The organism is Myxococcus sp. NMCA1 (genome assembly GCF_026810205.1).
GTDB lineage: Bacteria > Myxococcota > Myxococcia > Myxococcales > Myxococcaceae > Myxococcus > Myxococcus xanthus_A.
In genome coordinates this window covers 2729124-2750651 of sequence record NZ_CP113950.1, presented here as the reverse complement: position 1 = coordinate 2750651, position 21528 = coordinate 2729124, and the positions used below count along the sequence as shown (strand labels likewise).

The window sequence follows — 21528 nt, the reverse complement described above, 5'->3', positions numbered from 1 at the left end:
GAGGCGGGCCTCAACGCCGGGTGGACGCCGCCGCATCATGGCCCAACTCCGCCGCCATGCGCTCGTCGGGGTCCGGCCGCTTGTCGCGCAGGGTGACGAACTCCTCGGCCGCGGTGGGGTGGATGCCCACGGTGGCATCGAGCTGCTTCTTTGTGACGCCACACTTCACCGCCACCGCCAGTCCCTGGATGATTTCCGGCGCGTCCGTCCCCACCATGTGACAGCCGAGCACGCGGTTGGACTCGCGCTCCACGACCACCTTCATCATGGTGCGCTCGTTGCGCCCGCTCAGGGTGTGCTTCATGGGGCGGAAGCTGGTGACATAGATGTCCAGCTTCCCATGACGCTCCCGCGCCTCCTGCTCCGTCAGTCCCACCGAGGCCACGGGCGGCTGACTGAACACAGCCGACGGCACGTTGGTGTGGTCCATCTGCATCGGGTTGTTGTTGAAGAGCGTCTCCGCCAGGGCGCGCCCTTCCGAGATGGCCACCGGCGTGAGGTTGATGCGGTCGGTGATGTCGCCCACCGCGTAGATGCTCTCCACCGAGGTGCGGGACCACTCGTCCACCACCACCGCGCCCCGTGCGTCCAGCACCACCCCCACTTCCTCCAGCCCCAGTCCCCCCGAGTTGGGAACGCGCCCGGTGGCGAACAGCACCGCGTCCGCCTCCACCGTCTCGCCCCCGCCCGTCAGCAGGCTGACCCCGCCCTCGGCGCGCTTCTCGATGTCCCGGATGAAGGTGTCCGTCATCAGCTCGATGCCCTTCTTGCGCATCTCCTCCGTGAGGAAGGAGCGCACGTCGTCATCGAACCCGCCCAGCACGCTGGCGCCGCGAATCAGCATCGTCACCTGGGAGCCCAGCCCGTGGAAGACGCCCGCCAGCTCCACGCCGATGTACCCGGCCCCGACGACGGCCAGCCGCCGAGGCAGCTCTGGGAAGGACAGCGCCTCATCGGAGGTGACGGCGTGCTCGATACCGGTGATGTCGGGCGGAAGGTAGGGCCGCGAGCCCGTGGCAATCAGGATGCGCTCGGCCGTGTACAGCTTTCCGGCCACCTCCACCGTGTGCGGGTCCACCACGCGCCCGCGCCCCTCCATCAGCGTCACACCCGAGTCGCGCAGCAGGCGCGCATACACGCCACGCAGCCGGTCCAACTCCTTGTCCTTGGCGGCCAGCAGCTTGCTCCAGGTGAACAGCGGCTCCTGGACCGTCCAGCCGTAGCCCTCCGCGTCCTGGAACTCCTCCCGGAAGTGCGCGCCGTACACCAGGAGCTTCTTGGGCACGCAGCCACGGTGGACACACGTGCCGCCCACGTCGCGGTCCTCACACACCGCCACCCGGGCCCCGTGTGCCCCGGCCCGGCGGCTTGCCGCCACACCGCCAGAGCCGCCGCCAATGGTGAACAGGTCGAAGTCGTATCGGGCCATGCGCTTTGAATCTCCTCGGTGGCATTCGCGAATGAACCTGAAGAGATAGCGCTCGGATGGGGCGTCGCGCACCGTCGACGTGCGCCTCCGTCGCGTAATCCGGGCCGCCCCATGCGCCGCGTGTCAGGCGCCGGACAGGGCCAGGACGCTGTCACGCAGGCGGCCCAGCAGCAGCCGCGTCACTTCCAGCTCCGTCCGGCACCGCTCGAGCCGCTCGGGCATGTCCTCCAGCAGCCCGGAGTCCGCCTGCACTTCGATGTCGCGGGCCTGCGACTCCAGCGCGCTGGCGCCGAACCAGGCCGCGTTCGACTTGAGCGTATGCGCCGCCCGGCCCAGGTCGTCCGCGTGCCCACGCACCAAGGCCGAGTACGCGTCCTCCAGGAGCGCCGGCATGCTGTGCAGCGCGGTGTCGATGAGCTCGGGGAGAATCTGCGCCGCCTGTGCCCCCAGCTCCGCCCACAGCCGGGCGAGCGCGGCTGACTCCAGGCCCGGGATGCGCGCCGCGTCCGGCAGGCCTTCCATGACGGTTTGCAGCGGCGTCAGCGCGACCGCGCCGCTCGCGACCCGCCGCTCCGGTGCCACCTCCGAACGCCGGGGCTGGCAGCGCAGCAGCGCCGCCGTCAGCGCCTCCACGCGGATGGGCTTGCCCAGGAAGTCGTCCATGCCCGCCGAGAAGCACTGCTCCCGGTCGGAGTCCATGGCGTTGGCCGTCATCGCGATGACCCAGGGCTGCGCCTTGGGCGGCAGCTCCTGGCGGATGCGGCGCGTGGCCTCCAGGCCGTCCATCTCCGGCATCTGCAGGTCCATGAGGACCGCGTCGTAGCGCTTCTGGGACAACGCCTGCAGCGCCTGGCGTCCGTTCAGCGCCACGTCAGCGCGGTAGCCGAGCCGCTCCAGCACCAGCAGCGCCAGCTTCTGATTGGTGGCGTTGTCCTCCACCAGGAGGATGTCCAGCGGTACGGTGTCCCCCGGCCGCTCCCCCGGAAAGGGCCCTGCTCGCGAGGGCCGCGTCTGCCGGGGCTCCGGGAGCTGGGGAAGGTGCTGCGAGAAGCACGACACCAGCGCGTCGTAGAGTTGCGAGCCCTTCACCGGACGCGACAACACGCCCGCGAACAGGCCCTCGGGGGGATTGCCCCGCCGGCCCGGCGTCGACACCAGCACCAGGGGAAGTGCCCGCGTCTCCTCGCGCCGCCGGATGCGCTCGGCCAGCGTGGTGCCATCCAGCCCCGGCATGTGGTGGTCGATGAGCACCGCGTCGAACGAAGCCCCCGCCTCGAGTTGGGCGAGCGCCTCCATCCCCGACGCGAACTCCACGGGCACCAGGCCCCACGCCTGGAGCTGCCGGCCCAGCAACCTTCGGAACAGGGCGTTGTCGTCCACGATGAGCACGCGCCGGCCCTGCAACAGCCCCTGCTCCTGGCGCGGCTGCACCGCGTAGGCCTGTGGCGCAGCCTGGGCGCGCAGGGTGAAACGGAAGGTGGTGCCTTGTCCGGGCACGCCCTCACTCTCCACCCAGATGGTGCCGCCCATGGCCTCCACCAGCCGCTTGGAGATGGCCAACCCCAGCCCCGTGCCACCGAAGCGCCGCGACACGGAGGCATCCAACTGGTTGAACGGCTGGAACAGCCCCGTGCGCCGGTCCTCGGGAATGCCGGGGCCGGTGTCCTGCACGCTGAAGGTCAGCTCCCAGTCCGCCGCGCCCTCCGCGCTGCCCAGGGCCGAGCCCTCCACGCACACCACCGCGCCGCCGTGCTCGGTGAACTTGAGCGCGTTGCCCACCAGGTTGAGCAGCACCTGACGGAGGCGCGACGCATCGCCCACCAGCATCTGCGGCAGCTGCGGCGCGAGGTCACACCCCAGGTCCAGCCCCTTCTCGCTGGCGCGCACGGCCATCAGGTCCAGGACGGATTCCACGCACTGGCGCAGGTCGAAAGGCCGCAGCTCCGCCTCGAAGCGACCGGCCTCGATCTTGGAGAAGTCCAGCACGTCGTTGAGCAACGTCAGCAGCGCCTCGCTGCTCTGCCGGATGGTGGCGACGAAGTCGCGCTGCTCTTCCGTCAGCGCTCGGTCCAGGAGTAGACCCGTCATGCCGATGATGGCGTTCATCGGCGTGCGGATTTCGTGGCTCATGGTGGCCAGGAACAAGCTCTTGGCCTGGTTGGCCGCCTCCGCTGCCTTCCGTGCCCGTTCGAGGTCGGAGATGTCGTGGTAGATGGCGATGAAGCCGAGCTGCCGCCCGCCCACCGACACCGGCAGCGCCCGCAGCTCCACGTCCACCACACTGCCATCCTTGCGGACCCGCCGGGTGACGGAGCGCAGCCGCCCACGCTGCACGACCTCGCGCGACGCCTGCTCCGCTTCCGGGAGGACGGTGGGCTCGGTGGCGACCAGTTCGAAGATGTGCTTGCCGAGCGCTTCCGCCGGCGAATACCCGAACAGGCGCGTGGCCTCGGGGTTCCACGACAGCACGCGGAACTGGCGGGTGATGGTGATGATGGCCACCGGGCTGTTGATGACCACCGCCTCGAAGAACTCCTTCTGCTGCCGGAGCGAGGCTTCCACCTCCAGGCGGGCCGTCATGTCATGGAGCTGCAAGACCCAGCCCCCGTCCCCTTCTCCGGACAGGGGCAGCGTCACCACCCGCAGGTAGTGCGCGGGGCCGGAGCCGCCTGGGCGCTGTCCGGCCAGCTCCGTCTCGCGCAGGGCGGCATCGGCGGGAGCGCGGGGCTCGGGAGGACGCCAGCCGGGCAGGAGCAGCCCCACCGGCTGCCCCACGAGTCCAGCACGCGGCCCGAAGATGCGTTCCGCGGCGCGGTTGACCTCCACGATGCGCTGCCCAGCATCCAGCACGAGCACCCCATCCCGCGAGTGCTCGAAAACCGCTGCATGTGCGCTTGACGCCAGGTCAGCCACCCTTCCCCCTGCCACGAGAATGAAGGCCCGCTCGGACCGCATCATGCCAGACGCGCGCGCGGACCAGGACGGTGTTGCAACGAACCGTCAGCGGCTGTTCCACCAGGCCTTGAACTCGTTCCAGGAAATCTTCCCGGTGCGGTCCGTGTCGACGATGTCGACGGCGATTTCCAATTCCTCGTCGGAGATGTTCTGCCCCAGCGCCTCCAACAAGCGCGCGAACTCTGCACGGTCGATGGTGCCGGTCCGGTCGCGGTCATACCGCTGGAAGATGTCGAGCACCTCGTTGCCGGAGCTGGTGAACTCGTCCACCGCGGCGTGGACGGGAGCCAGGGGCTGGAGCCCCGCGGACGTCGTCTCCACCTGCTCGACGAAGGGTGACCCTGTCGTGGGCCGCTCACGCCGAGACTCGGAGGTCCGCCGCGTCGCTGCCTTTCGCGCGGGGGCCTTCTTCGCGGGGGCCTTCTTCGCCGCCGCCTTCTTCGCCGTGGTCTTCTTCGCCGCCGCCTTCTTGGCCGTGGTCTTCTTCGCCGCCGCCTTCTTGGCCGTGGTCTTCTTCGCCGCTGCCTTCTTCGCCGTGGTCTTCTTCGCTGTCGCGCTACGCCGGGATGACTTCTTCGCAACAGCCGTCTTGCGTGACTTCGTCGCCATGATGAACCCCTCCCTGGACGGCGCGCATCGTAGCGCTCCCTCGCTCGGGTCCAAGCATCAGCACGCGCCCCAACCCACCCGTTACGGTGTGCGGCCTCCGTCCCCTGGCGAACGCGGACGGTGGGGACGGCCTGGAATCAAGCCCAAAACATGGTCCAAGATGACCCACCCAGCGCCTTCAAAGCCCTGGCTACCCTGGAACCCCGGGAGACAAACTGCTAGCAGGCCGTCCGCCAGCCTTCCTGGCTGCTTGCCGCACCGTGTTGGTAGCAAGAAGGGCCCGCGAGATGTTCACATGCCGCCGTGCGCCGCGAACAGGGCCGCCCGCACGCTTGCTACTGCACCGCTAATCCTGCCCGGCCCCCACTGGAACCCCGCGTCGGAATGAATGACTCGCTAGAGACCCTCCTGGCCGATGGCATCATCGAAGCCATCATCGGCCAGTTGAAGACGGGCAAGGAGGCCGAGGTATGGCTGGTCCAGCACGCAGGCCAGGTGGTCGCGGCCAAGCTGTATAAGGAGCGCCACGAGCGCAGCTTCCGCAACAACGTGGGCTACCGGGAAGGCCGCGAGGTGCGCAACTCGCGCACGCGCCGCGCCATGGAGAAGGGCAGCCGCTTCGGCCAGAACGCCGCCGAGGACGCCTGGAAGAGCGCGGAGTCTGACTCGCTCTACAAGCTGCACGCCCAAGGTGTGCGCGTGCCCACGCCGGTGCTGTTCTACGAGGGCATCCTCCTCATGGAGGTGGTGCTGGATCCAGAGGGCCACCCCGCCCCGCGCATGGTGGAAGCCCCTCCCGCCACCCCCGAGGACGCGCACGCCCTCTACGTGGACCTGCGGGCGCAGGTCGTCAACATGCTGTGCGCCGACCTCATCCACGGCGACCTGTCCCCGTACAACATCCTCATGAGCTATGCGGGGCCGGTCATCATCGACTTCCCGCAGACAGTGGCGGCTGCTCGCAACAACCGCGCGGAGTTCTATTTCCGGCGCGACCTGGACAACGTCCGCAACTTCCTCGCGAGCACCGCGCCCTGGCTGCATGGCGCCGCGGGCGACACGAGCGAAATCTGGAATGCCTACGTGCGCCGGGAGCTCACCCAGGACTTCGTGCCGTCGGGCAACTTCCGGGAGGGGCCTCGCCAGAACGGTCGCGGAGGGCCTCGGAACCAGGGGTTCCAGCCCCAGGGTGACGAGCGCAGAGGCGGGTTCCGTCCGCCGCCGCCCGCGCCGGTCGAGCAAGCCGCCGCCCCCCAGCGCGACATGACGCCCGAAGAGGCCGCCGAGGCAGAGCTTCGGGAGTTGGAGGCGCTGGTGCTCAGGCAGGGTGGTGGTGAGCGTGGCAAGCCCGCGGTGGCGGCACCTCCGCCTCGGGGCGGGCGCAATCGGGGTTTTGCCGGAGGCCGCCCCCCGCCGAGGGGTGGAGGCAACGGCGCACGGCCGCCGCAGACTGGGCAGCGGACGGGCGGCGGTGCGCCTGGGCGCTCGGGCTCGAACGAGCCGCGTGCGAGTGGCGGTGCGCAGGGCGGCCCGCGCTCGAATGAACCGCGTGCGAGTGGTGGTGCGCAGGGCGGTCCGCGCTCGAGTGAACCGCGTGCCGGATACGGCGGGCTCCAGGGCGGTCCACGCTCGAACGAGCCTCGTGCAAATGGTGGCCCCCAGGGCAGTGCGCGCTCAAACGAGTCGCGTGCCGCGAACGGTGGTCACCAAGGTGGCGCTCACTCGAACGAGCCTCGTGCGACTGGTAACTCACAAGGCAGCGCGCGCGCGAACGAACCGCGTACAGCAACCGGCGGTTACCAGGGCAGCCCGCGCTCAAATGAGCCTCGCGCGAACGGCAGGTTCCAGAACGGCCCGCGCCAGAATGAGCAGCGCGCGGACGGAGCCAATGCAGAAGGCTCGCGTCCGTCCGGACGGCGTGAAAATGGAGGCCAGCCAGGAGGCTGGCGCCAGAATGAGTCGCGTGCGAACGGCAGAGGCATGGGCGCCTCCCAGCCGAATGAGCAGTTCGCGGACAGCGCGCCCTCAGGAGGCCCCCGCCAGAACGAACAACGCAATGGCCGGCCGCCCCGCTCCAACCCGCGCGGTGGCAATCCGGGCGCGCCCACGACTGAGCAACGTGCGTTCGACAACGGCCGTCCGTCACGGAACGAGCCTCGCGGCGACACCTTCGCCTCACCGATGAACCAGAGGGGTCCTCGCGGCGGCGGGGCTCGCTCCGACCGGAACGAGCGGCGCGGCAATGGCAGGCCGGAGCCTGTCGTCGAGACTCGGTCCATGCCAGGCGCTCCCGCGCAGAACACGGTCCGGGAATCCCGTCCGGGCAACAGCGGCAACGAGGGTAGCCCTCGACAGCCGCGCCAGTCCCAGGGCCGCGGAGGTCCGCGTTCACCGCGACCTGGCGGGCCCCAGGTCTCCTACGTGGCCCGCCCGGCCTCCTCGTCCGACCCTGGCTCGCACGAAGCGGGTTCCTGAGCCGTCATCGAGGGCTCCCGGAGCGAACTCCGGGGCCCGACTTCGATGACCTCGTCCCTGGCACCGGCGGAAAAATGCCGGTGCCTGGACGAAGCGGCGTCACGGATGCGCACGTCTGGCGATGGGGACTGCCTCACCCCACCCGGACGACCACCTTCCCGAAGTGCGCCCCACTCTTGAGGTGCTCGAAGGCAGCGCGTGCCTCGGAGAACTCGAAGACGCGGTCCACCACCGGGCGCACGGTGTGCAGCGCGAAGGCCCGGTTGAGCGCGTCGAAGCTCTGCCGGTGGCCCACGAAGATGCCCTGCACCCGCAGGTTCTGCATGAGAATGGGCGTCAGCGGCATCGCACCGGCGCCGCCGCTGAGCACGCCAATCACAGACACCGTGCCGCCGGGCCGAACCGCGCGCAGCGACTTCTCGAAGGTCCCCGCCCCACCCACTTCCACCACGTGGTCCACGCCCACGCCGCCCGTCAGCGCGCGCGCCGCCTTGTCCCAGTCCGGCGTCGTCCCGTAGTTGATGCCTTCATGCGCGCCGAGCGTCCGGGCTCGCGCCAGCTTGGCGTCACTGCTGGAGGTGATGATGATTCGCGCGCCCAGCAGCTTGGCAATCTGCAACGCGAAGATGGACACGCCCCCGGTGCCCTGAAGCAAGACGGAGTCTCCCGCCTTGAGCGCCCCATGGGTGACCAGCGCGCTCCACGCCGTCACGGCCGCGCACGGCAGCGTCGCAGCCTCTTCATCGGAGAGATAGGCGGGCGTGGGCACTGCGCCGTCCTCGTGCAGCAGCACCGTGTCCGCGAGGGCACCGTCCAACGGTCCGCCCAGCGTGCTCACCTGCGCCGCCCGCGTGGGCTCTCCGGCGCTCCAGGCCTGGGAAAAGAGGCTCATCACCCGGTCACCGGGCTTCACCCGCGTCACACCCGGGCCCACCGCATCCACCACGCCCGCCGCGTCCGAGTTGGGAATGAGTGGCAGCTTCTGCCGGGGGTTGTAACGCCCCTCCACCATCATCAAGTCGCGCGAGTTGAGGCTCGTGGCCTTCACACGCACCCGTACCTGCATGGGGCCGGGCGTCGGGTCCGGCCGCTCGACCTGAACCAGCTTGTCCAACCCGAACCCCGCTTGGATTTCATAGGCTTTCATGGGTGAGGAGTTGTACCGCGCACCTCCCAATCACGCCTACAGTGCGGGGCCACCGTGTCCGTGCTCGTCCTCTTCACCTGTTCGCTGCTGGCCACAGCGCCCACGCCACGTTTTCCCAAGGGCACCGCGCGAATGGAAGTGGGACCCGCGCCGCATGGCCTGCCGGACTGGAATGTCCAGCGCTGCGCGGAATGCCACACCGTCCAGGTGGACTCCTGGCGACACAGCGGGCACGCCACGGCCCGCACGGATGACGTCTTTCAGGTCGCGTTGACCGAGGACCGGCCCGGCTGGTGTGTGCAATGTCACGCGCCGCTCGCCCGGAACCTGGAGCGGGGCCCGCTTCCCAAGGACAGTCCTCCCGAGGAACACGGTGTCACCTGCGCCGGCTGCCATGCGCCCACGGGCAACGAAGGCCAGGCGCCCGGAATGCCCTGCGCGGGCTGTCACCAGTTCGGCTTCCCCGTGGTGACGAGCGCGGGGCAGCGGGTGCGGCTGTCCTCCACGCAGCTTCAACAGGACACGGTGGGAGAGTGGCGCCGCTGGCAGACCCAGAGCGGCGACACGCGCCATTGCACGTCCTGCCACATGCCCCAGGGGAATCACGGCTTCGGCGGCACGCGGCGCACCGAGTCTCTCAAGGCCGCGCTTCGGGTGGAACAGGCGGGCGCATCACTCCGCGTCTCCACACGCGAGGTGGGCCATGCATTCCCCTCGGGTGACGTCATGCGCTGGGTGAGCGTGGACGTGTCCGAGGACCCACTCTTCGAATCCTCCCGCACCGTGGCCACGTTCGGCCGCAGCCTGGAGGTCCGGGAGTGGCCCCACGAGCCCCTGCCCCACCTGGGCGCGGTGGAGGACACACGCCTTCTGCCAGGAGAGACACGCAAAGTGCCGGTCCCCGCGGGGGCTCGGTACGCGCGCGTCGTCTACCACCTCGTGTCCCGCGAGCAGGAAGACTCGGGGCTCTATCCGCCAGGCCTGTCCCAGCTCGTGCTCTGGGCATCGCCCCTCCAACCCTTTCCGCCGCCCCACACCCCGAAGGAACGCACGCCATGATTCTCCTGTCGCTCCTCCTTGCCGCGACACCGCCCGTCATGCTCGAGCCCGATGCGGGGTCGGCGAACCGGCTGCATCCCCGCCGTGTGACGGCCTCCTCCTTCCTGGAGAACGGCTGGAACAAGCACGCGCAGAACTACCTGCCGCTCTACATCGCGGATGACGACCCGGCCACTGCCTGGGTGGAAGGCGCCAAGGGCCGCGGCGAGGGCGAGGCCATCGAGTGGTGGGGACCAGCGCTGTCGCGCGCGAAGACGTACCGCCTGTTCCTTCGCAATGGCTTCCAGAAGTCCGACAAGCTCTTCCGCGCCAACGCCCGGCCTCGCAAGGTGAAGCTGGAGCCGCTGGTCCAGGGGGAGACGGGTCCCCAGGTGACGGGCACCGTGCTGGAGACGGAGCTGAAGGACATCCTCGGCTGGCAGGAAGTCCGCCTGCCCGTCCCGAACAAGGTCCACGGCGTGCGGCTCACGCTCGTCTCCACCTATCCCGGGACGTCCTACGACGACACCTGCCTCAGTGACTTCCGCGTGTACGTGGAGGGGGAAGACCCCTACAAGCCGGAGGCCGAGGCCGCGGCCTTCGAGCAGGTCCGCGCCTTCGCGCTCGAGCGGAAGCAGGCCGCCACCCGCAGCGGTAGCGCATCCAAGATGGAGTGGGCGCCCCGCTACGAACTGGAGACACTGCTCACGCTGGAGCGCTCCTACGAGGAAGGTGAACCTCCGCGGGGCAATACCTACGCCGTCGGACTGCTCTCCACGGTTCCGGTGAAGGACAGCTACAAGTCGGCGCTGGAGCGCGCGAAGAAGGTGGCCGAGCTCTTCGACCGCGCGAGCCTCGACTACGAAGGTCAGGACTCCGAGGCGCGCGCGAAGTGGACACGCGTCAAGCCGGCGCAGCTCAAGGCCCAGACGGCCTCGGCGCGCACGGCCCTGTCCGCCATGGAGAGCGACGGCATCGTGCGCATCGCGGGGCTGCTCCACCTGGGAGACGCGTCCTTCTTCGAGGCGGATGCCAGCCAGGCGCAGATGCTGGCGAGCATCGAGAAGTTGGACAAGAAGGAGGCCCAGCAGACCAAGGCCTGCATCAGCAAGTGCGAGAAGCGCCGCGCGGCGACCAGCGAGGACAGCTACGACTGCTCCTGCGCGGGCGAGTGCACGGGCTGCGGCGACCCCAACCTCCCCGCGGCAGAGAAGCTCAAACACCAGCTCACCGGCGGCGACTTCCTCCTGGGCTCACTCGCCCGCCCCACGGCATTCCTGCGGGGCAAGTCCGAGCTCTCCGGGAGCCGTGAGTCCTGGTACGCCTTCCGCCAGACGCTCGTCACCTACGCGGGCGAGAAGGCGGATGTCGTTCTCACGAACGACCACACGGACATCATGATGGAGGGCACCGTCTCCCTGCGCATCCATGTCATCGACTGGGGTGAGACGAACGGCAAGGCGAGCCCGACGGCCATCACCAGCTTCCTCGTCTCCGAGACCCGGGTCCAGGTGCTGCGCTACCGCCCGGCGCCTCGGGCCTGAGCCGCCTCAGCGTATCGACGCCCTCGGCGGACCCGGAAACCCTGTCCGGGTCCGCCGTGTGCGCTTCAGCCCCCGTGCTCAGGGCTGCTTCTGGAGTTGCACCGTCAGCGACGTCATGCCGCCGGAAGCACCAACCGTGACGGTGCCCGCGGCGAAGTGCTGCTCGGTGAAGCGCGTGACCAGGACATCGGTGATGGTGTCATCGGACGTCAAGTCCTCGTCCCAAAGGCGGAAGGTCCACGGCTCCGCCATCAACTGGCTCGCTCGCGCCGTACAGCCGCCCGTGGTCCACGCGGGCGTGTAGCTCTGCACCACGTCCGAAATGAACACGGACGTGCCTCCCGGGCAGGCCATCTCGACGAACACGTCCGGCGGAGAGCTGTCAGCGTCCCACGCCGAGCCATTGTTGCTGGTGGCAATCTGGGCGGAGACGGGCTGCACGCGCCAGACCCCCTCCGGGTCCACGCCGCAGGTCTGGTCCGCCTTGCACACCTGCGCGGTGCCACACGCCCGACACGTAGCCCCTGCCTTGCCACACGCGGAGGTCGACGTCCCCGTCTGGCAGACATTGTTGAAGCAGCAGCCCGCGCAGCTCGAGGCATCACACTGCACCTTCTGCGGCGTGCCGCCAGGGTTGTCGTCATCGCCACCACAGCCAACGAGGGTGGACAGGGTCAGCGCCACGACCATCGCAATCCGAAACATGTTCTCTCGCTTGGGAATCGAGTGCAGGTGCAGCTCGACGCGAACGATGTTCCGGAGCGGGCGGCGTGTATCTACCCCCTGGGTGGTAGGCGGGCCACGGCCTGCCGGGGCGTGAGGATGGCGAAAGACAAGCCCGCACGGTCCGCCATGGACAGCACCCGCTTGTCCTTGCTCACCAGCCACGCCGCTCCGGCTCGCGCGGCCAGGCTCAGGAACTTCTGGTCGTCCCGGTCCCGGCAGCGGGGCAATGACGGCGTGGGCACGGACTCGGCGGACGGAGCCAGATGGACCTGGGCCCGGTAGCGCTCGAACGCAGCGGTCCGCTGGGGCGCTCCCAAGCCGGGTTGAAAGTTGCGCGACGCCAGCACGTAGCCCAGCTCCGCCAGCGTGTCCGCGTCCGTCCAGGCGGTCAGCGTCCCCGCAGCAAGGGCCTCGGCCAGCGGGCGTGTGTAGGGGTCATCGAACACGAAGAGGTCCAGGACCACGTTGGTATCCAGGACCACCGGCAGCGGAGTGAAGGGCATCAGATGTTCCAATCCGGCCATCATGCCCTCCTGGCGGGCGGGAATCACGGCGCCTGACCCGCGAGGCCCTTTCCCACGAGGCCTCGCGACGTGGTACCCCCAAGCCGTGAGCGACTCCTTCGAACAACTGGGCCTCTCGCGGGAGACGCTGGGCGCCCTGCGCCGCGCGCGTTTCACGCAGCCCACCCCCATCCAGCAGCAGGCCATTCCTCCAGCACTCGACGGCAGGGATGTCATCGGCTGCGCGGCCACCGGAACGGGCAAGACGGCCGCGTATGTCCTCCCGCTGGTGGAACGGCTCGCGGGCAAGAAGGGCACGCTCGCGCTGGTGCTGGCCCCCACGCGTGAGCTGGTCCAGCAGATCGCTGAGCCGGTGCGCTTCTTCGCGGAGCCCCGCCGCCTCACGCACGCCACCGTCATTGGCGGCGAGGACATGGGCGCGCAGGTCAATGCCCTGAAGACGCTGCCCTCCTTCGTCATCGCCACGCCCGGGCGGCTGGTGGACCTGATGGAGAACACCGACATCCGTTTCCCGCACCTGGAAGCGCTCGTCCTCGACGAAGCGGACCGGATGCTCGACATGGGCTTCCTGCCGCAGCTCGAACGCATCGTCGCCCACCTGCCTCGCCGCCGGCAGACGCTGCTGTTCTCCGCGACGCTCGGGCCCGACGTCACCCGCTTCGCCAAGAGCCGGCTGTACAAGCCCGTGCGCCTGGAGGTCACCCGCAGCGGCACGCCCGCCGAGCGCGCCGAGCAACGGCTGTACTTCCTCCGGCCCGAGGAGAAGACGCCGCTGCTGCTCACCCTGCTGGCCCAGGACTCTGCGACGGCGCTGGTGTTCACCCGGGCGAAGGAGCGCGTGGACAAGGTCCAGCGGGCGCTCCAGCGCGCGGGACACCGGACCGCGGTGCTGCACGCGGACCGCACGCAGAACCAGCGCAAGCAGGCCATGGAGGGATTCCGGAACGGCACCTACCGCTGCCTCGTGGCCACCGACATCGCGGCGCGCGGGCTGGACGTGGAGGACGTGGGCCACGTCATCAACTACGACCTGCCCCATGCGCCCGAGGACTACGTGCACCGCATCGGCCGCACAGCCCGGGCCGCCGCCAGCGGCGTCGCCTCGACCTTCGCCACCACGCGCGAAGGGCAGGTCATCACGCGCATCGAGCAGCTGATGCGCTCGGAGATTCCCCGCGTCCAGGTGCCGCGCGAGGACCCCGTCTTCAAGGAGGCGTGGGAGAGCTTCCTCGCCGCGCAGAAGGACCCGGGCCCTCCGCAGAAGGACCACGGACAGTCGAAGCGCACGCCGGACCAGGCACCGGGACGGCACGCGCGCTCGCATGGCAAGCGCCGCTCGTAGGCGCGGGGCTGCCTTGCGTCAGGCCGGCGTGCCCGGCGCCTCGCGCGCCAGGGCATCGCGGAAGAAGGCGCTGCCCTGGGCGAGCTGCGCCATGTAGGGCCGCACGTCCTCGCGCGCCTCGGGGGAGAGCGCGGCGAACGGAATGACGTGTTCGTCCGGCACGTAGCGGAACGTCAGGTTGATGCGGCGGGTGTGGAAGTCCGGCAGCTCCGGGGCCAGCGTCTTGCCCGTGCGCGTGTCCACCCGCTGCACGCGGTGGAACGTCTGGTCCTTCCAGCGCGCGCCACCGAAGAGCTGGAGCGAGCCGTCATCCAGCCACTGCTCCAGCACCACCGCGTCGCGCTCGCCCGGGCGGGTGGAGGTGACGAACTGGATGAGGGCACGCTCACCGAAGGACAGCGAGGCCACGGGGCCCGGCTCGAAGTCCTTGTGCTCGCCCACGCGGGCGGTGTCCACCCAGCGCCCGTCCTCCAACCGGCTCCCGTAGAAGTTCACCAGGCAGGTGTTGAGGTGCCAGCGGGGAGGCATGTCCGGCCCGCGGTACATCCGCCGCGCCAGCTCCTCGATTTTCGTCACCTGGCGCTGGAGCACCGCCGGAAAGGGCTCGGCCTGGACGCACCGGTTCAGGATGCCCTTGGGCGGGTGGTAGTAGTCGAGGCACGCGAACTGCCAGTTGCCGAGCCAGTACACCGGCCGCAGCAGCCGCCGCTGGGACTGCCCCGGTGGCGGGGGGAAGTGCTTGGAGTAGCGCTCTTCCCACAGCGGGTGGAGCGTCGCGAGCCAGCGCAGGGCCTCCGCGCGGTCGGCGGCGGACATGAAGCTCGCGTTGTAGTGGTGGCCGGGGGAGCGCTGACGGGCCTTGTGGGCCAGCGAGCGGCCCTTGTGCGGTGAAAACGCCATGGACGGCCCGTGCCTACCACACTCCGGAACGAACGAGCCCCGTGTCACCACATGGGAGACACGGGGCCCAAGCCTGCATGGCCGGTGGAGGACAGGTCAGCGGCCGTGAGTGATGCCCGCGGCGCCCTCGCCCTTCTCGCGCGTCGGTACGACGGTGGGCTTCGCCGCCGGAGCCGGGCTGGACGCAGCGGCCTGCTCCGCCGGAGCCGGCTTGGCGGAAGCGGGATGCGCCACTGCGGTATCCGTGGCGGCGGGCGTCGTCGCCGAGGCCCCTTCCGCCGCGGCGGGAACCACCGTCGACGCCACGTTGACGGCGTTCGCGGGCTTCACCGTCGAAGCCACATTGACGGACGTCCCTGCAGCAGGCTTCACCGCAGCCACGTCCACGGAGGTCCCCACAGCCGACCTCACCACCGGAGCCGACGCCCCAGCGGGAGCGGAGGACAACACGGTCGAAGCCGCCTCGACGGAGGCCGCGCCCACCACGGGAACGACCGTGGCCGCCTCCCGCGCAACAGCCCCCTCCGGCCGCGCACAACCGTTCTCCGCCTTCGCCGAGGGAGCGGCGGCGACCATCGCCGGAGCCACCGCGTCCGGCGGCAGGCGCCGGGTGGGCAGCACGAACGGCGGCGGCACGGGACAGTTCGTACAGGGCCCGCGAAGGGGCACGGACAGCCGATTCCCGGCGCGCAGGAAGTTGTTCTTCATCCGGTTGGCCTTCTTGATCATCGCCACCGACGACCCGTACTTGAGCGCGATGCCGCCCAGCGTGTCACCGTTCCGGATGCGGTGCGTCGTCACATTGTGCTCCGGCTGGAGCGCCAGGAACGGCTGCACCCGACGGCCCAGCTCCTGGGCACGCGGATTGTGGAAGCGGATGTGGAAGTGGTCGCGGTGGCCGCGGGCGTGCCGGACGACGCCCGTGGGGCCGTCATTGAAAATCGAGTCCAACCACGCCTTGTCCTCGCCCGCGCGCACGGCGTGGTCGTAGATGACCTTCCGCACGCGACGGTCGACGAGAATCATCTGCACGTCCGTCTTCACGAGCACCGAGCGGATGAACTCCCAGTTCATGCCCACGTCGATGACGTGCTCGCGCGCGCGGGTCCGGATGGGGTCCACCGTCGGGTAGTAGAAGCCCACGTCCACGTCACGGCCGTTCTGGTGGCTCTTGTGAGGGCGCATGTAGCCGCCCTCCTTGTGGCTCATCCCATTGACCCGCAGCGGAGGCGCATTCGGGAAGCGGGCGCGCACGTCGCGGATGGCCTCGGCCAGGTAGTTGACGGTCTCCTCGGTGGCCCAGGCGCCCGCGGGAGTGACCACGATCCAATCGTCCCCCTGGGGGAACTGCCTGGCGTTCACCAGCCGGCCGCTGTGCGCGAAGCCCACGGCCATGGAGCCCAGCGAGGCAATCTCGTCCTTCCACCGCCGCGCCAGCTCCGCATCGGAGATGTCAGCCGTGTAGAGCGGCCCTGTCGAAGCGGCGCCCGCGGCCACGGCGTCCGGCGTCTCCTTCTCGCCGTCGTCGCCCTCGCCCTCGGCCAGCTCCTCCTCCTCGGACTCCAGGTCCTCCGCGCTCAGCGCGCAGCCATCCGTGGTGGACGTGGGCTCGGAAGCAGCCTCTGCCACCGGCTCGGCGGCGGGAGCGGACGCCAGCGGCGGAGCCTCTGGTGGCGGCTCGGCGGCGGCCACGGGGACGGAGTCCTGGGCACGCACGGCGGCGGCCGGCGCAGTGCCAGCATGGGGGGAGATACGCGCGGCACAGCCGGCGCAAACGAGGAGGAGCCAGATTGGGTAACGCACCGGGCCGGAGGATGGCCCGGAATCCCGCTGGGCACAAAGCACCGTCCGGGAAATCTGACCGCCCCCGGCGCTGGAAAGCGCTCCGAGAGCGGCCCTCTCGTACCTTCAGAGCGGACAGGCACCCTGCCCGCCTGCCCTCCGACAAGGCGCTACGGCGTGGGTTCGGCGTGTGCGACGTCCAGGGCGAGCTCAATCATCTCGTCGAACGTCGTCTGCCGCTCCTGCGGCGTGAGACTCTCCCCGGTGATGATGTGGTCCGACACCGTGAGCAGCCCCAGCGCGCGGGCGCCCGACTCCGCGGCCACGCCGTAGAGGCCGGCGACCTCCATCTCGACGGCCAGGACACCCATCCGCGCCAGGGTGGCATTGAGCTGCTCCTGCGGGTGGTAGAAGAGGTCGGAGGTGAAGACGGGGCCGGCGCGCACAGGCTTGTTGCGCCGCTCCGCCGCCTCCATGGCCCGGCGCGCGAGCGTGAAGTCCGCCACCGCGGCGAAGTCATGCCCCATCAGCCGCATCCGATTCACGTTGGAGTCCGTGCCGGCCCCCGTCGCGACGATGACCTCCCGGACCTTCACGTCGGTGCTCAGCGCGCCGCAGCTGCCCACGCGGATGAGCACGCGCACCCCATACGTCTTGATGAGCTCGGTGGCGTAGATGGAGATGGAGGGAACGCCCATGCCGTGCCCCATCACCGACACGCGCCGGCCCCGGAAGGTCCCGGTGAAGCCGAGCATGTTGCGCACGGAGGTGACCTCGCGGGCACCTTCCAGGAAGCGGTCGGAGATGTAACGAGCCCGGAGCGGGTCGCCGGGCATGAGGACCACGTCAGCGAAGTCACCAGGGGCAGCGGAGATATGAGGAGTCGCCATGGGCGCACCATATACCGCGTGCCCGCCCGGGAGCGCCCTCCCCAATCAACCGCAGTGCGTCGCCCGAGTTCAGGGCCCGGCCACCCAGGCCACGTGGAAGTGGGCATCCAACGTGGCGCCGGGGAAGCTCGCCGGCAGCGGCGGGAAGGGCGCGGCCTTCTTCACGGCCGACAGCGCGGCGGCATCCCACGTCTTCGAACCGGACTCCGTGGACACGTCGGCGGAGAGGAGCTTGCCGTCCCGGCCAATCACGGCCCGGACCACCGTCTTCTTTCCCAACCCGGGCGTGCCCTTGGCGCCGGGTTGCCGCCACTTCCCCGCGACGCGCGAGTAGACCTTCTGCTGGTAGTCGGCGCTGGTCAGATCCTGCTGGAAGAAGGCCTGGAGCTGCGGACTGCCCGCGGCGGCCAGGGCCATGGGCGACAGGGCCAGGACGAGCACGGCGGCGAGCGCCAGGCGACCATTTCGGAACAGGGTTTCCAAGAGCGTTCCCTCGTCAAGAAGAGGCCAATGTTAGTCCGCCAGCGTGCGCCCTCCAACGGGCCGGAGCCGGGCCCGGATGCGCTTCCCGCCGGGGATGAACACCCCATGCCCAGCATGAGGCTTCATTGCCAGGAAGGAAGCTCGCGGCCATGTCCATCCATCCAGCGGGTGCGTCGACCGCGGCGCCCCTTCCGCCCATGTCACCAGGAGCCCCGCTGCTCGGACATCTCCGTGCCCTGAGAAAGGACCCGCTCCACTTCCTGCAAGCCCAGGTGCGGGAATACGGCGACGTGGTGCGCCTCCCCATGGGGCCCGCCTGCCTCATCCTGGTGGCGCACCCGGATGGCGTGCGCCACGTCCTTCAAGACCATGCGCGCAACTACAGCAAACAGTCACGCGGATTCATGGTGCTTCGAGAACTGCTGGGCCACGGCCTGCTCACCAGCGAGGGTGACCATTGGCTGCGGCAGCGCCGGCTCGCGCAACCCGCTTTCCATCGCCAACGCGTCGCGGGCTTCGCGAGCACCATGGTGGACGCGGCTGAGGACCTCGCCGCCACGCTGGAGACCCGCGCCGACACGGGCGCCGCGTTCAATGTGGCCGAGGACTTCACCCGCCTGACGCTTCGTATCGCCAGCACGACGTTGTTCGGCGCCGACGTCAGCAGCGCCGCGCGTGACATCGCGAAGGTGCTGAGCCGGATGCAAGTGTTTGTCTACAAGCGGCTCACGCAACCCGTGCCGATTCCCTTGCGCCTACCGCTTCCCGCCCATCGGCAATTCGAGCGCGACGTCGGCAGCCTGGACCGCGTGGTGCACGGCATCATCGCGAAGCGACGGCGCGAGGGGAGTGAGCACCACGACCTGCTGCAGATGATGATGGAGGCACACGACGACGACACGGGCGAGCGGATGAGCGACACGCAGCTCCGCGACGAGGTCCTGACCGTGCTGATCGCCGGCCATGAAACGACGGCGAGCGCGCTGGCATGGACCATCATGCTGTTGTCCCAGCACCCGGGCGTGCGCAGGGACATGGAGTCAGAGCTGGCACGTGAACTGGGAGGCCGCAACCCCACGCACGAGGACCTGCCCCGGCTGGAACTCACCCGCCGAGTGGTGGACGAATCCATGCGGCTCTATCCGCCGGCATGGACCCTCTCCCGGATCGCCACCGAGGAGGACCTCGTGTGCGGATTCCGGATTCCCGAAGGCGCCCATCTGATGCTCGCGCCCTGGGTGACGCACCGGCACCCGCGCATCTGGGACAATCCAGAAGGCTTCGACCCGGACCGCTTCCTCCCCGAACAGGAGCAGGCGCGTCCACGCTTCGCTTGGTTCCCGTTCGGCGGAGGGCCGCGCCAGTGCATTGGCAACCAATTCGCGCTGATGGAGCTGGTGTTGGTGCTGGCCACCCTGTTCCAACGCGTCCGGCTCAACCTGACGCCGGGTCAGGTCATCCACCCCACGCCCGCCATCACCCTGCGCCCCAGGCCCGGCGTCTGGGTCACGGCCTCGCGGCCCTGAGGATTACTGGTTGCAGCAGACGCGGTAGGAGCCCAGATACGGCGGCCCGTCCGTGATGAGGCAGCGGTTGGTGATGGACCGCACCCCGCCGAGCCCCGAACAGAACTGCGGCGCGAAGTGGAGCGCCATCTCACAGGCCTCCTCCGACGAGACATAGGACTCCGGCCCCTGGACGTAGCCGCACGTCGACAGCGCCGACTCCTGCGCCTCCGTCTCGGGCATGTCCTCGGGAGCGGCGCCGCCGCACCCCATCATCAGCCCCGCTGCCACGACTCCAAGCAACACGTTGTGCAGCTTCATGTGCCAGACCTCCCTGTACTCACTGCGGTGGAAAGCACGGGAGCATACACAGGAATCACCGCCATCCCCGCGCTTCAGGAGACGGGTGCACGCCCAGATTGAGGGAGTGATCTGCCCCCGTTCTTCGGGCCACGCGTTACGAGAGTCCTGCGGCGCTGCTGACGCAGTGCTCGGGGGATGATGCGACGGGGCCGGCATGGGCGCCGCAGCCGAGCCGCGAACGCAGGCGATGCCGCGCCCCCGCAGCGGCCGCGGCATCGCAGCGCGCGGGTCGGGCGCGGAGGCCGCTGAGGCGCCGCCGCACGCCTCAGCGCGTGCCGGTCGCCGCGTGGCCGCCCACCCCCCAGAATAACAGGTCGATCTTGCCCTTCCCCGCATCGTGGCGCGCCATGTATTTGAGGTTGGCATCGAGCTGGACGGCGAAATAGCGCTCGCCGGGTTGCGCAAACCAGGGGCGGATCTCCGTCAGCTGGCCCGTCGTCCCGCCCCAGCTGTAGGTGCCGTTGGCGCGGATGGTCAGGCTGTTCATGGCGGCGCCTTGCGTATAGTTGCGATAGATGCGGCTGCCGTCGGCGCTGTACCAGATGCCGCCCGGCACCCACAGATTCCAGCGCCCCACCATGCCGGCCGGGACCTTGCCCTGCGGCTGGACGACCTCCGGATTGTCCATCGCCCGGGGATCGACCTGCTGGGTGGTGGTGGGGCTGGACCAGAGGCCCGGCTGGGACTGGCCGGGCCCACCCTCGCCCGGCGCGGACGACGTCGGGGCGGGCGATTGCGCCTGCGGGCGCTGCTGGGCCTGCGGCTGCTGTTGCGGCGGTTGCGACCATTGCTCGGTCTTCGTCGGCTGCGACCACTGCCCCGTCTGCGCGGTCGCCGGCGCGCAGGCCAAGGCGACAAGCGACGCTGCCAGCACCGACTTTCCAGACATGTTCGACCTCATCCATTCCATCGCGCGTCAAGCATTGTGGCAAGGTAAGGCCATGGGTTCGCCGGGCGCGTCGCGAGCCGCGCCTTTGACGCCGCCCGCAGGTGGGCCATGGCCGCAAAATCCAAAAATTCGACAACCTGAAATGGCGCACTTTTCACTCTCGCAGGCGATGTGAAAAAAATCAGCGGGAAATGCGCGCCCGGCCCAGGTCGCGCACTTCCCGCGCAATGCCGGCCCGCCGCCAGCGCCTTCCCGCCGAGCGGCACAACGGCCGGGGGATGTTCGGCGCAGCCCAGATGCGTCGTTCGGCCACGGCGACGACGCCGGCGCGCCGCCCGGCCGCGAATGAACAGACAAGGCCGACACGGTTGCGAGCGGCCGCGCCGGCGGGCAGGTCCATAAGGCCGGTCCGTTCCCCGCAACGGGTCAGCGTGGCCGGCATGGACCATGCCAAGGCGCGGCAGCCGCCGGATGTTCAGGCGAGTTCTGAGCGCCCGGCTGCTGCTGGTGCCCCTCAAGACGGGGCTGCAGCAGGGCGAGCTGCTCGGGCTCCAGTGGAGCGGCGTAGACTTTCAGCGCGGCAAGCTGCACGTGCGGCGCACCATCTGGCGCGGGAGAACGGGCTCACCGAAGGGCGGACGCGAGCGGACGGACAAGAGCGCCCCTTCGCGTGGTCCGTCCAGAGAGGGCGGGGCCCCTGCGGCACGTGAATGGACACACCGCTGCCGAGCGTGGGGCGGGAGAGCGCGGCGCCGAAGGCTGGGGGGCTGAGGGGTGAGGCCCTTACGGCCAGAAGCCTGGCGGCGGCGGCCCTCGTGCCGGTGCAAGAGGCGTCACGTCCACGGGCAGTTTCAAGCGCTCCAGCACCTGCCTGACCGCAGGGCGAGGTAGGCGAGGACACGGCGCCGTCCCCCCGAATGCCAGACA

General features: G+C 69.7%; 18 protein-coding genes and 1 pseudogene. 6 read left to right on the top strand and 13 right to left on the bottom strand.

Annotation, left to right across the window (positions count from 1 at the left end):
* Positions 1–10: 10 nt before the first annotated feature.
* From gor to OZ403_RS11885, 3 genes are all read right to left on the bottom strand, one after another.
* The gene (gene gor / locus OZ403_RS11895) at positions 11–1429 is read right to left on the bottom strand and encodes a glutathione-disulfide reductase (RefSeq protein WP_268784257.1); all 1419 of its coding nucleotides are present in this window, start codon (positions 1427–1429) and stop codon (positions 11–13) included.
* 123 nt (positions 1430–1552) lie between these two features.
* Positions 1553–4387, bottom strand: coding sequence for a response regulator (locus OZ403_RS11890; RefSeq protein WP_328285523.1), 2835 nt, complete (start codon positions 4385–4387; stop codon positions 1553–1555).
* A 42-nt stretch (positions 4388–4429) separates the two neighbouring features.
* Positions 4430–4993: an EF-hand domain-containing protein gene (locus OZ403_RS11885; RefSeq protein WP_268784255.1), complete on the bottom strand. Its 564-nt coding sequence runs from the start codon at positions 4991–4993 to the stop codon at positions 4430–4432.
* Between the two features lie 384 nt (positions 4994–5377).
* On the opposite strand from OZ403_RS11885, the gene OZ403_RS11880 reads away from it, so the two are divergent.
* Positions 5378–7468: an RIO1 family regulatory kinase/ATPase domain-containing protein gene (locus OZ403_RS11880; RefSeq protein ID WP_268784254.1), complete on the top strand. Its 2091-nt coding sequence runs from the start codon at positions 5378–5380 to the stop codon at positions 7466–7468.
* 133 nt (positions 7469–7601) lie between these two features.
* Here the strand turns inward: OZ403_RS11880 and OZ403_RS11875 are convergent, their stop codons facing one another.
* Positions 7602–8615 (bottom strand): zinc-dependent alcohol dehydrogenase family protein, encoded by a 1014-nt coding sequence (locus tag OZ403_RS11875; protein ID WP_268784253.1) that lies wholly within the window; start codon positions 8613–8615, stop codon positions 7602–7604.
* Positions 8616–8669: 54 nt separating this feature from the next.
* Between OZ403_RS11875 and OZ403_RS11870 the strand changes: the two genes are divergently transcribed.
* Together OZ403_RS11870 and OZ403_RS11865 are read left to right on the top strand one after the other, a co-directional pair.
* Positions 8670–9674, top strand: coding sequence for a multiheme c-type cytochrome (locus OZ403_RS11870; protein WP_268784252.1), 1005 nt, complete (start codon positions 8670–8672; stop codon positions 9672–9674).
* A complete protein-coding gene (locus OZ403_RS11865; protein WP_268784251.1) occupies positions 9671–11197 on the top strand; it encodes an NADase-type glycan-binding domain-containing protein in 1527 nt (508 codons plus the stop codon). The genes OZ403_RS11870 and OZ403_RS11865 overlap by 4 nt, the downstream gene beginning before the upstream one ends.
* 78 nt (positions 11198–11275) lie before the next feature.
* Here the strand turns inward: OZ403_RS11865 and OZ403_RS11860 are convergent, their stop codons facing one another.
* Positions 11276–11902 (bottom strand): hypothetical protein, encoded by a 627-nt coding sequence (locus tag OZ403_RS11860; protein WP_268784250.1) that lies wholly within the window; start codon positions 11900–11902, stop codon positions 11276–11278.
* 71 nt (positions 11903–11973) lie between these two features.
* Entirely contained in the window at positions 11974–12450 is a 477-nt protein-coding gene (locus OZ403_RS11855) for a putative toxin-antitoxin system toxin component, PIN family (protein WP_237080318.1), read from the bottom strand.
* A gap of 82 nt (positions 12451–12532) precedes the next feature.
* Here OZ403_RS11855 and OZ403_RS11850 point away from each other — a divergent pair, with 82 nt between their 5' ends.
* Entirely contained in the window at positions 12533–13789 is a 1257-nt protein-coding gene (locus tag OZ403_RS11850) for a DEAD/DEAH box helicase (protein WP_140797858.1), read from the top strand.
* An 18-nt stretch (positions 13790–13807) separates the two neighbouring features.
* Here OZ403_RS11850 and OZ403_RS11845 read toward each other — a convergent pair whose 3' ends face one another.
* The 4 genes from OZ403_RS11845 to OZ403_RS11830 form a co-directional block, all read right to left on the bottom strand.
* A complete protein-coding gene (locus tag OZ403_RS11845; protein ID WP_268784249.1) occupies positions 13808–14689 on the bottom strand; it encodes an alpha-ketoglutarate-dependent dioxygenase AlkB in 882 nt (293 codons plus the stop codon).
* A gap of 96 nt (positions 14690–14785) precedes the next feature.
* A complete protein-coding gene (locus tag OZ403_RS11840) occupies positions 14786–16381 on the bottom strand; it encodes a penicillin-insensitive murein endopeptidase (RefSeq protein ID WP_268784248.1) in 1596 nt (531 codons plus the stop codon).
* Between the two features lie 260 nt (positions 16382–16641).
* Positions 16642–17361, bottom strand: a complete 720-nt coding sequence (gene deoD, locus OZ403_RS11835) for a purine-nucleoside phosphorylase (RefSeq protein ID WP_140789570.1) — start codon at positions 17359–17361, stop codon at positions 16642–16644.
* A 69-nt stretch (positions 17362–17430) separates the two neighbouring features.
* Positions 17431–17844: an energy transducer TonB gene (locus OZ403_RS11830; protein ID WP_237080316.1), complete on the bottom strand. Its 414-nt coding sequence runs from the start codon at positions 17842–17844 to the stop codon at positions 17431–17433.
* 149 nt (positions 17845–17993) lie between these two features.
* Here OZ403_RS11830 and OZ403_RS11825 point away from each other — a divergent pair, with 149 nt between their 5' ends.
* Positions 17994–19370 carry a cytochrome P450 gene (locus OZ403_RS11825; protein ID WP_140789568.1) on the top strand — a complete coding sequence of 459 codons (1377 nt, stop codon included), beginning with the start codon at positions 17994–17996 and terminating at the stop codon, positions 19368–19370.
* A 3-nt stretch (positions 19371–19373) separates the two neighbouring features.
* Here OZ403_RS11825 and OZ403_RS11820 read toward each other — a convergent pair whose 3' ends face one another.
* The 3 genes from OZ403_RS11820 to OZ403_RS11810 form a co-directional block, all read right to left on the bottom strand.
* A complete protein-coding gene (locus OZ403_RS11820) occupies positions 19374–19670 on the bottom strand; it encodes a hypothetical protein (RefSeq protein ID WP_140789566.1) in 297 nt (98 codons plus the stop codon).
* Positions 19671–19977: 307 nt separating this feature from the next.
* The gene (locus OZ403_RS11815; protein WP_268784247.1) at positions 19978–20601 is read right to left on the bottom strand and encodes a hypothetical protein; all 624 of its coding nucleotides are present in this window, start codon (positions 20599–20601) and stop codon (positions 19978–19980) included.
* Between the two features lie 181 nt (positions 20602–20782).
* Complete coding sequence (locus tag OZ403_RS11810) at positions 20783–21043, bottom strand: hypothetical protein (protein ID WP_268784246.1); 261 nt, start codon at positions 21041–21043, stop codon at positions 20783–20785.
* A gap of 56 nt (positions 21044–21099) precedes the next feature.
* Here OZ403_RS11810 and OZ403_RS11805 point away from each other — a divergent pair.
* Positions 21100–21252 (top strand): annotated as a pseudogene (locus OZ403_RS11805) (tyrosine-type recombinase/integrase); the annotation flags it as partial.
* Positions 21253–21528: the final 276 nt, after the last annotated feature.

What these genes read in the sequence shown, in the direction of transcription:
- OZ403_RS11880 (WP_268784254.1), top strand. Translation starts at nt 5,378, where the DNA reads ATGAATGACTCGCTAGAGACCCTCCTGGCCGATGGCATCATCGAAGCC.
- OZ403_RS11865 (WP_268784251.1), top strand. Translation starts at nt 9,671, where the DNA reads ATGATTCTCCTGTCGCTCCTCCTTGCCGCGACACCGCCCGTCATGCTC.
- OZ403_RS11890 (WP_328285523.1), bottom strand. Translation starts at nt 4,387, where the DNA reads ATGATGCGGTCCGAGCGGGCCTTCATTCTCGTGGCAGGGGGAAGGGTG.
- OZ403_RS11885 (WP_268784255.1), bottom strand. Translation starts at nt 4,993, where the DNA reads ATGGCGACGAAGTCACGCAAGACGGCTGTTGCGAAGAAGTCATCCCGG.
- OZ403_RS11860 (WP_268784250.1), bottom strand. Translation starts at nt 11,902, where the DNA reads ATGTTTCGGATTGCGATGGTCGTGGCGCTGACCCTGTCCACCCTCGTT.
- OZ403_RS11855 (WP_237080318.1), bottom strand. Translation starts at nt 12,450, where the DNA reads ATGATGGCCGGATTGGAACATCTGATGCCCTTCACTCCGCTGCCGGTG.
- deoD (WP_140789570.1), bottom strand. Translation starts at nt 17,361, where the DNA reads ATGGCGACTCCTCATATCTCCGCTGCCCCTGGTGACTTCGCTGACGTG.
- OZ403_RS11820 (WP_140789566.1), bottom strand. Translation starts at nt 19,670, where the DNA reads ATGAAGCTGCACAACGTGTTGCTTGGAGTCGTGGCAGCGGGGCTGATG.
- OZ403_RS11810 (WP_268784246.1), bottom strand. Translation starts at nt 21,043, where the DNA reads ATGCCGGCCACGCTGACCCGTTGCGGGGAACGGACCGGCCTTATGGAC.
- OZ403_RS11825 (WP_140789568.1), top strand. Translation starts at nt 17,994, where the DNA reads ATGTCCATCCATCCAGCGGGTGCGTCGACCGCGGCGCCCCTTCCGCCC.
- OZ403_RS11845 (WP_268784249.1), bottom strand. Translation starts at nt 14,689, where the DNA reads ATGGCGTTTTCACCGCACAAGGGCCGCTCGCTGGCCCACAAGGCCCGT.
- OZ403_RS11815 (WP_268784247.1), bottom strand. Translation starts at nt 20,601, where the DNA reads ATGTCTGGAAAGTCGGTGCTGGCAGCGTCGCTTGTCGCCTTGGCCTGC.
- OZ403_RS11875 (WP_268784253.1), bottom strand. Translation starts at nt 8,615, where the DNA reads ATGAAAGCCTATGAAATCCAAGCGGGGTTCGGGTTGGACAAGCTGGTT.
- gor (WP_268784257.1), bottom strand. Translation starts at nt 1,429, where the DNA reads ATGGCCCGATACGACTTCGACCTGTTCACCATTGGCGGCGGCTCTGGC.